The sequence below is a fragment of the Anabaena sp. AL09 genome (assembly GCF_001672255.1).
Classification (GTDB): domain Bacteria; phylum Cyanobacteriota; class Cyanobacteriia; order Cyanobacteriales; family Nostocaceae; genus Dolichospermum; species Dolichospermum lemmermannii.
Genome location: NZ_LJOQ01000038.1, coordinates 207,047 through 215,229 on the forward strand (window position 1 = coordinate 207,047; position 8,183 = coordinate 215,229).

General features: G+C 38.7%; 9 protein-coding genes. 3 read left to right on the plus strand and 6 right to left on the minus strand.

Features of this window, described 5'->3' with window-relative positions; all coding sequences use genetic code 11:
• From AN490_RS07305 to AN490_RS07315, 3 genes are all read left to right on the plus strand, one after another.
• A partial coding sequence (locus AN490_RS07305; protein ID WP_300001282.1) for a tetratricopeptide repeat protein occupies window positions 1–980 on the plus strand: 980 nt, incomplete at its 5' end.
• Between the two features lie 216 nt (window positions 981–1,196).
• Window positions 1,197–1,562, plus strand: coding sequence for a nucleotidyltransferase domain-containing protein (locus AN490_RS07310; protein WP_015083667.1), 366 nt, complete (start codon window positions 1,197–1,199; stop codon window positions 1,560–1,562).
• On the plus strand, window positions 1,519–1,887 hold the full coding sequence (locus AN490_RS07315) for a HEPN domain-containing protein (protein ID WP_300001285.1): 369 nt from the start codon (window positions 1,519–1,521) through the stop codon (window positions 1,885–1,887). The genes AN490_RS07310 and AN490_RS07315 overlap by 44 nt, the downstream gene beginning before the upstream one ends.
• 438 nt (window positions 1,888–2,325) lie before the next feature.
• On the opposite strand, the gene AN490_RS07320 is transcribed toward AN490_RS07315, so the two are convergent.
• The 6 genes from AN490_RS07320 to AN490_RS22925 form a co-directional block, all read right to left on the minus strand.
• Window positions 2,326–3,117 (minus strand): SDR family NAD(P)-dependent oxidoreductase, encoded by a 792-nt coding sequence (locus AN490_RS07320; RefSeq protein ID WP_300001287.1) that lies wholly within the window; start codon window positions 3,115–3,117, stop codon window positions 2,326–2,328.
• A gap of 730 nt (window positions 3,118–3,847) precedes the next feature.
• The gene (locus tag AN490_RS07325) at window positions 3,848–4,468 is read right to left on the minus strand and encodes an HAD family hydrolase (protein ID WP_300001302.1); all 621 of its coding nucleotides are present in this window, start codon (window positions 4,466–4,468) and stop codon (window positions 3,848–3,850) included.
• Between the two features lie 86 nt (window positions 4,469–4,554).
• The gene (locus AN490_RS07330) at window positions 4,555–4,743 is read right to left on the minus strand and encodes a hypothetical protein (RefSeq protein ID WP_300001289.1); all 189 of its coding nucleotides are present in this window, start codon (window positions 4,741–4,743) and stop codon (window positions 4,555–4,557) included.
• A 333-nt stretch (window positions 4,744–5,076) separates the two neighbouring features.
• Window positions 5,077–7,194 carry a PatA/PatG family cyanobactin maturation protease gene (locus AN490_RS07335; protein ID WP_300001291.1) on the minus strand — a complete coding sequence of 706 codons (2,118 nt, stop codon included), beginning with the start codon at window positions 7,192–7,194 and terminating at the stop codon, window positions 5,077–5,079.
• A 218-nt stretch (window positions 7,195–7,412) separates the two neighbouring features.
• Window positions 7,413–7,577 (minus strand): hypothetical protein, encoded by a 165-nt coding sequence (locus AN490_RS07340; RefSeq protein ID WP_300001292.1) that lies wholly within the window; start codon window positions 7,575–7,577, stop codon window positions 7,413–7,415.
• A 470-nt stretch (window positions 7,578–8,047) separates the two neighbouring features.
• A complete protein-coding gene (locus tag AN490_RS22925; RefSeq protein ID WP_366925026.1) occupies window positions 8,048–8,173 on the minus strand; it encodes an anacyclamide/piricyclamide family prenylated cyclic peptide in 126 nt (41 codons plus the stop codon).
• Window positions 8,174–8,183: the final 10 nt, after the last annotated feature.

Genomic DNA, 8,183 nt, shown 5'->3' on the forward strand with positions numbered 1-8,183 from the left:
TGGCCTACAACAACCGGGGAAATGCTCACTGTAATTTAGGAGATAATCAGAGTGCAATTAATGATTACACTCAAGCCATAAAAATTAATCCTAATAATGCCATTGTCTACAACAATCGGGGAAATGCTCACTTTGAATTAGGAAATAACCAGGGTGCAATTGATGATTACACTCAAGCTATAAAAATTAATCCCAATTATGCCATGGACTACAATTATCGGGGGGTTGCTCACTATAGTTTAGGAGATAATCAGAGTGCAATTAATGATTATACTCAAGCTATTAATTTAGATCCAGAATTTGCTATTGCTTACTATAATCGGGGGGTTGCTCACTATAATTTAGGAGATAAACAGAGTGCAATTGATGATTTCACTCAAGCTATAAAAATTAATCCAACAGACAAATCTTATTTTTGGCGGGGTAATATGTATTTTGATATTGGAGCTAATCAATTAGCTATTCATGACTATACACAATCAATAAAAATTAATCCAACAGACGAAGCTTATTTTAATCGCGGATTTATACTCTATCATACCCAAGAAATACAAAAATCAATTGAAGATTTTACTCAAGCGATCACTATTAATAATAAGAACATTTTAGCTTATTTTTGGCGGGGTATTGCTCGTTATGATAGACGATTAGATAAAGGAGCGATGATAGACTTCACTCAAGTTATAAAATTAGATTCTAATCATGCACCAGCATATCTGAGGAGAGGAATGATGTTTGATGAAATAGGAGAACATCAGAAAGCTATTGATGATTTTGATACTGCTATCAGAATTAATCCTAATTTCGCTGAAGCATATGAAAATCGGGGCTGTGCCTACCATAAAATAGGACATCCACCCTATGCAATTAGTGATTTACAGAAATCTGCTAATTTATATAAAGAACAAGGCAGAGATAAAAATTTTCAAGAAGTAGTGGATATCTTGAGAGAAATTCACAGATTGCAAAATTTAATGTAATTAATAATCACATTGAAACCAGATAAAGATGGACAATCAAAAATCAAAACATGAAACTTTCAAACAACATCCTGTAAATCCTAAAATCCTGGACATCCTGATTCAGACAAATTAAAATATTAGTACAGCACAAATAAAATCAACATTCCGTAAATCCTGTAAATCCTGATTCTGACAAAAAATGCTATATCTCCAAGTAGAAAATATTACTAAACGATGAGACACCCAAAACTAGAAGAAATTATGCAGGAATTGTGTAATAACTTGCTTGAAACATACCAAGATCAACTAATTGCAGTGATTCTTTTTGGTTCTCAAGCGCGTGGTGATGCTACTCCTGATTCAGATTTTGATGTATTAATTATATTGAAGGATTTAGTGCAAGCAACCAAAGAAATTGAAAAAATTGGCTTTTTTCTTAGTCCCCTTTGTTTAAAATATAGTGTAGTAATTTCTAACCTATTTTACTCCCTCAGTCGTTTTGAAAAAGAACAAACAATGCTAATCCAAAATATCAAAAAAGAAGGTATTTATTTTTATGAACAAAGAACAAGAGTTTCTAGTGCAAAAAGCTCAAGATAGTCTGCGTGCAGCTAAAATTTTAGCTGGTGAAAATCTACCTGATTTTGCTGCTTCTCGTGCTTATTATGCCATGTTTTATATAGCTGAAGCATTCCTGGTAAGTGAAAATCTCAGTTTTAGCAAACACTCCGCTGTAATTAGTAAATTTGGCGAACTTTTTGCCAGAACTGGTAAAATTGATCCTAAATTTCACCGTTATCTAATTGATGCAGAACAGATCCGTTTAAAGGGAGATTATGATCGTTCTGAACGTTTAACTGCTGAAGATGCAAAACTACTGATTGAAAGAACCGAAGAGTTCCTAGAATTAGTAGACTATCTATAATCTCCCTAATTCAAATAAATCAATAGTTAAATAAATAATGCTAATGTAACAGTAATATCAAGAATAATTGAACGCAGATAAACGCAGATAAACGCAGATAAACACAGATAAAGATGGACAATCAAAAATCAAAACATGATACTTTTAACGAACATCCTGTTAATCCTAAAATCCTGGACATCCTGATTCAGACAATAATATATTTATTTCGTAGCAACTATTTTGATTATCAAGCGATCGCTACAGTAAGATCAATTATGATTCTGCACTATTATTACAGGGTTAGCGATAGTGTCATTTCTTCCTTATCATTATCAAATTTTCAGTTGGGTTGCGCTTTCGCTTAACCCAACCTACCATTTTTTAACTTTACTTGACGCAAAGACACAAAAAACACTTTGCGCCTTAGCTTCTTTGCGTCTTTGCGCGAAACAATAGTTATCCCGCAGCGTCAGGTAATGGTTTTTTCGGTGTTGCTAGTTGCATGATGATTTCTAGTAACCAAGGGGCGAGACGTTGGCATAATACGGCTAAGTGAGATTGCCAGCCTACTAGGATTTCTGCGGTATCGTTTTCTATGCCGATAACGAGGGCTTGGGCGACTTGTTCGGGTGTCATGGGGATCACTCCTCGGAATGATTGCAAGTCACGCACCATGTCTGTTTCGGTGAGGGAAGGGAGTAAGGCGATAACGCGGACATTGTGTTGGGCAAGTTCTTGACGTAGTGCCTGGGTAAATCCCACAATGGCAAACTTGGTGGCGGAATATGTGGCCATTGTCGGGGCGGCAACTTTCCCCATTAAACTGGAGACATTGACAATGATCCCTTGTCTTTGACTAACCATGCGTTTGGCTATCAAGTTGGTGAGGGTGTACATTCCCATCAAATTGACGGAGAGTTCTTCTTGCAGTTGGGGGAGTTTTGATTGCAGAAATGAGTTTTGATGTGCGACTCCGGCACAATTTACGAGTAGATGAATGGGTCCATAACTTCGCCACAGTTGGGCTACGGCTATGTTGACGTTGATTGAGTGAGTTAAGTCTAAGGCCATAATTGTAGTTTCTACGCCTAAAGCTTCGATTTGGGCGGCTACTTCGGCTAACTTTTGGCGATCGCGTGCTACCAATATTAACCTTTTCATGCCCTGTTTGGCTAATTCTAATGCGATCGCTTTACCAATGCCACGGGAAGCCCCGGTAATTAGTGCAACTTTTCCTTGAATCTTCATCGGTTTTCACCTCCAAATTCTTCATTTTTCATCTTCCTTTTGCCTTCTTTGCAATCAACAGGGAAGACGATTGATGAACGGTAAACAAAAATCAAATTTCAATTCAGCGACAGGAACGAAGATACTTTTTCTGCTCATCTGCAATACCCCTTTATTGCTTCTCGACAGCAGAAATTCCTCGTTGTCAGGATTGTTTAATCAACATAAAAGACTGTTGGCAGGATGGATAAAGCTCATTGATTTTACCTCTCTATTTGCTCCGAGCATTCACCAGTGCTGTCGTACCTACACACATTAGCAACTAAATCAAGTTATTGCAATATTTTTTAATCAGGATTTCTGATCAGTCGTTTCCCTAAAGTATATATATCGCAATCTTAATTTATATAAGTTTTTATGAATAGTGAGCAATTCATATCATGATCCCCTCACAATTGGTTGATTTTTGTGACCAGGAACACATTTTTAACTTATTCAAGACAATATATTCTGCTGAATTTGTAGTGTATTGGTAATAATTTTTGGTAAATTCGCACTAATTTATAAAAACAAGAAAATGATTATTAGCAAAAGTGAATATTATATTTTTTCTTACTCTGGAGAGACTCTGCGCCTCTGCATATTAGCGAAGCGGGGCGAAGCCCGATAAATTCATACCCTTAAGCAGCAACGCCTAAAATCTAAAATTGTTTAAAAGTTGAATTGTCTAATAATTCGCTTTCGCAGTTCATCAGCTATCAATATTAACGGTTTTATATGCTTCCACTAATCTGAGTTTCTGTTCCGGCATTACCCTGGCAAATACTAACCCGGTTTTGTGTTTGTGGAGGATTTGCCGCAATTGCGTATCCGAAAGGTGTCCTAATTGTTCACCGGTGATGATTCTGGGTTTACCGTTAGCTAAACCAATGCGTTGTGCAATTGCTGCCGCTGTTAACCCATAATCACCCGTAATCATCGTAACTTGAATGCCGGCACGATGACAAAGAGCGATTGCATCCGCAACTTCTGGCCGTGCCGGATCAATCATCGCCACCAAGCCCAAAAAGGTCAAATCCTGTTCTAACAAGTTATGATCTAGCTGGTTTAATTCCGCCCCACCTTGTCTTGTCGCCGCCCCTAAAACACGATAACCCTGACTAGCCAATTGATCATTAGCTGCCACAACTTCCTCTCGCTGGGTTTCCGTCAATTCCAGCCTTTCCCCTGAATGCCATAAATATCGAGAATGTTGCAATACATCCAAAGTTGATCCCTTGGTAAAAATCAAATACTGAGAATTTTCAGTATTGTCAAATTCCAAATGTCCTTCTAAGAGGATGTTTGAAAAGTGGTATTCCGTAATTTTCATCACATTGCTACCCCCCTTAGTCCCCCCTTGTAAAGGGGGGAAACAATAATGGGGTAAAAAATATTTGATACATCAACCATAACTTTTCAAACACCCTCTAAGACTTCTTCAGGAATGTCTTTAATAATATCATCAGCTACTTCCCAAATAGGTTTATATTCAGTTGGGTTCGAGTTGGTTTTTTCTTTGATAGCACGAACGAAATTAAGTATTTGGGTTAGTTCAATTTCTGGTATTTGCTGTAGTTCTTGTATAATTATTTCTTTAGTTTGCATAAATAAGATGATGGTATTTTAATGGATGTCTAATATGATTTTAGCAAAAGTTTGGCAAAAAGTATAAACAAAAGGCCAAGCCAGAAAAAAGAAACTATTGGGGAAATGTGTTTTTTACCGATTTTCCATTTTTAGACTTGACAAGACGCAAAAAATGTACTATGATCATATATGTTTTTTGTTCTTACTCACAATTTAATTCTAAGATACCACAGGGATTAGAATCCCTCGTGTCGCTTATATCTCAGAGAGCCAAGTCGCTGAGTTTTACACTTACCGGATGCTCTTATAAACAATTTTGATAAATTATTGATCAGAGCATAGACTACGTGCTTATTTCCGCACAGACCAAGAGCGAACTTGACCTAAAGTTACAGGAATTCTGTCACTAACATCAATGGTAAACAAAAACACCTTTTTAGCCCTGCGACCATTTTCAGGATCAAAAAACTTTAATTTCACATCCCAACAATCGCTATTAATGCGACAGAAAGGACTTTTTTCCACTTCAATACTATCAAGCTGCATCCCTGTAGAAATAGCCTGATAAAAACTAGAAGCTGCTTGGAAAGCATTAGTTACAGAAAAATTCAACGCCCGATCTTTAGCAAGTTGTCCTAAATTTTGCAAATCATAGTATACTCGATTTAAGAAACTACTCAAAGCCTTTCTCATAGCTATTTCTTGGGCTGGTGCAGTTTCTCCCGTAATTACAGTTTGCAAAGCCGCATCTACCAAACTGTTGACTTTCCAACCATACATTCCCCTAGTATTCGTAAGACTAATTACAGGCACAACTTGACCAGAAAATAACTCCACTGTTCTATCTGTTAATCTTGCAGGTATACTTACCCGTTCCACAAAATCATCACTGTTTTCTGGTTGAATTTGTCCCTCTAACATCAAAATCAGGGTTTCATAGATATCTGCGGCAAAACCGCTCACAGGTTCTAAAGCATAAATAGGAGTTAATTCTTGGTTGAGAGTCCAAATTAAAGGTTTAGCTTCGGCGGGATTTGCTGATAGATAATTCACCATTTGCCGGGTATCATAGGGATTAGCAGGAATAATTGCCCCGTCCATATTCACTGCTGGCATTAATTGTTTAAAGGTGTCCCTTCTGGCTTCATTACCAAAATCATAACCAATAGTTCCTAAAGCATATACCAATTTAGAAGCCGCACTAGGGGTGACACCTTGAGTTATTTCACTTCCTTGAATTTCTCGTTCCCAGTCTCCGGCTGGGAATGCTGTCTCCAAGGCTCTGCCTGACGGTATAGTGAGAGGCAGAGCCTCTAATGTAGCATTCCCAGGTAGAACCTGGGAACGAGATATTCCTACTCCTCTCTCCTCGGAGGAGAGGGGTTGGGGGTGAGGTTCTTGTACTCCCTGGTAGGAGAGGGGTTGGGGGTGAGGTTCTAACCTTTCTCCCGTCAATAATTGAAACGCACCGGGAATATTCAACTTACCTAATAAACAGCGTTCTGGTTCTTCCACCTCTTCCGGGTTACAGGGAATAGCACTATTTAAAATTGCTTGACGCACTGCTTCAGCGTTGGGTTGTTCTCCTCGTTGCAATTGCAGACTCATTAATAAGGCAGAAATACCTGTGACAATGGGTGCAGCGCAACTTGTCCCTTTTTCTCTGATAGGTTCTTCTGTTCCCGGTTGGGCGCCTAAAATATTTTCACCGTTGGCCATTACCCCTTTATTTTGATATTCTCCGCCATAATTACTAAATTTAAACGGTTGGCCATCATCTCGCATTGCACCCACTGTAATCACACCAGGAAGAATAGAGGGAATACACCAACATTCACCTTTATCATTACCACCTGGGGCAACAATTAACATATTGTTATCTTGGCATTGTTTCACAGCACGGGCAAATAAATCTGGTGCTACTCCGGTTTGGGTAGGGTGACAAGCAGCAATATGAATCAGATTTGCTCCCCATTTCAAAGCCGTATTAATAGCGTGGGTAAGGTTGACGGGGGAAATAAAATCATCATTAGCGAAGGAAATGGGAATATTTAATGCTGTACATAAAGGGGCAATACCAGGGGCTGGTGTGCCGTGTTGTCCTAAGATAGTGCTAGAAATGTGAGTAGCATGACTGGATAATTCAATGCGTTGTCTAATAGCTTCAGGGAAGGGGGCAAAAAATGCTTCTCGTTCTTTTTTCGCTTCTTCTTTATCGTGGTCGGGGTCGTCTTTTTTGTCTTTTTGTTCTTTGTTAAAATCTAAATATAAATTGAGATAATAATAGTATTCTTCGTTAAGTTCAATATCTTCTGACCAGTAGGGTTTAAATTGACTAAATTTTGCCCCTTGAAAACAACTGCGTTCTAAATCTGCTGCACCATCAAGGATAGCAATTTTAATGCGGGGGTCGCCTTTTGTGCGTGTCCAAATTTGAGAAATTCCGGGGATGTCGGTAAGGTTAGGCATAGGTTTTATTTGTATGATAATTATTGTCTGAATCAGGATTTCCAGGATTTAAGGATTTACAGGATGTTACCCAACATTTCGGTGATTTTGTGATTTAATTTTGTTGGGTTGCGCTGTCGCTTAACCCAACCTACATCTACTGTATTCATCCTGTTCATCCTTTAATCCTGGATATCCTGATTCAGACACTTTTTGGCGTATGGTTTCAGATAGAGAACTCATGGTGATAAAGGAGTTTTTATTCCCCATTTAACAGCTTCGGCTAAACCTTCAGATTTTCTTAATTGTCCCATTTGATAAAGGGATATTAAAATTAATAATTCATAACGTTCGACAGAAGCAGCTAAACTTTCGGGTAAGTTAATAGTTATGGGAATTGTCATAAAAATAAAATTCTTTATTACAATTACAGTTTAGATGATGAAATTGTCTGAATCAGGATATCCAGGATATCCAGGATTTACAGGATGTTACCCAACATTTCGGTGATTTCGTGATTTAATTTTGTTGGGTTGCGCTGTTGCTTAACCCAACCTACATCTAACTAGGAAACAGCTTAGAAGAATGTGCCAAAAAGTATAAAGGCTTCTGCCAAAAGTATAAACCCAAGGAGAAGACCCCAACCAGATGCTACTGGGGTAGTAAGCTGTTGGCTGGGGTTCATCTCACAAATCAGGGTTCAACCACCAACCCCAAAAAATCCAAGTCCGGTTTTCCACCTCCCCCGTGCCAGGTATCGGAAACCCCCGAACTGACAGAGGTTGTCCGTCAATTCATCGAGGCGAACCGTGCGCCAAGGGATGTAGAAACAGACTTTTGACCTTTTTTGAGGTGAGTGCTAGAATGGGGTGACTTACTCCGCGTCGTCGCCGGCAAAAGGAAGGAAGGGGAATGAAAATTGGGCTGTAACCTGACCGCTTTGATCCTTAGCGGTAGAGATAGTTTCACGTTCAACGGGAGCAACTTGTTGGGGGCGGATGTTCTTCTTA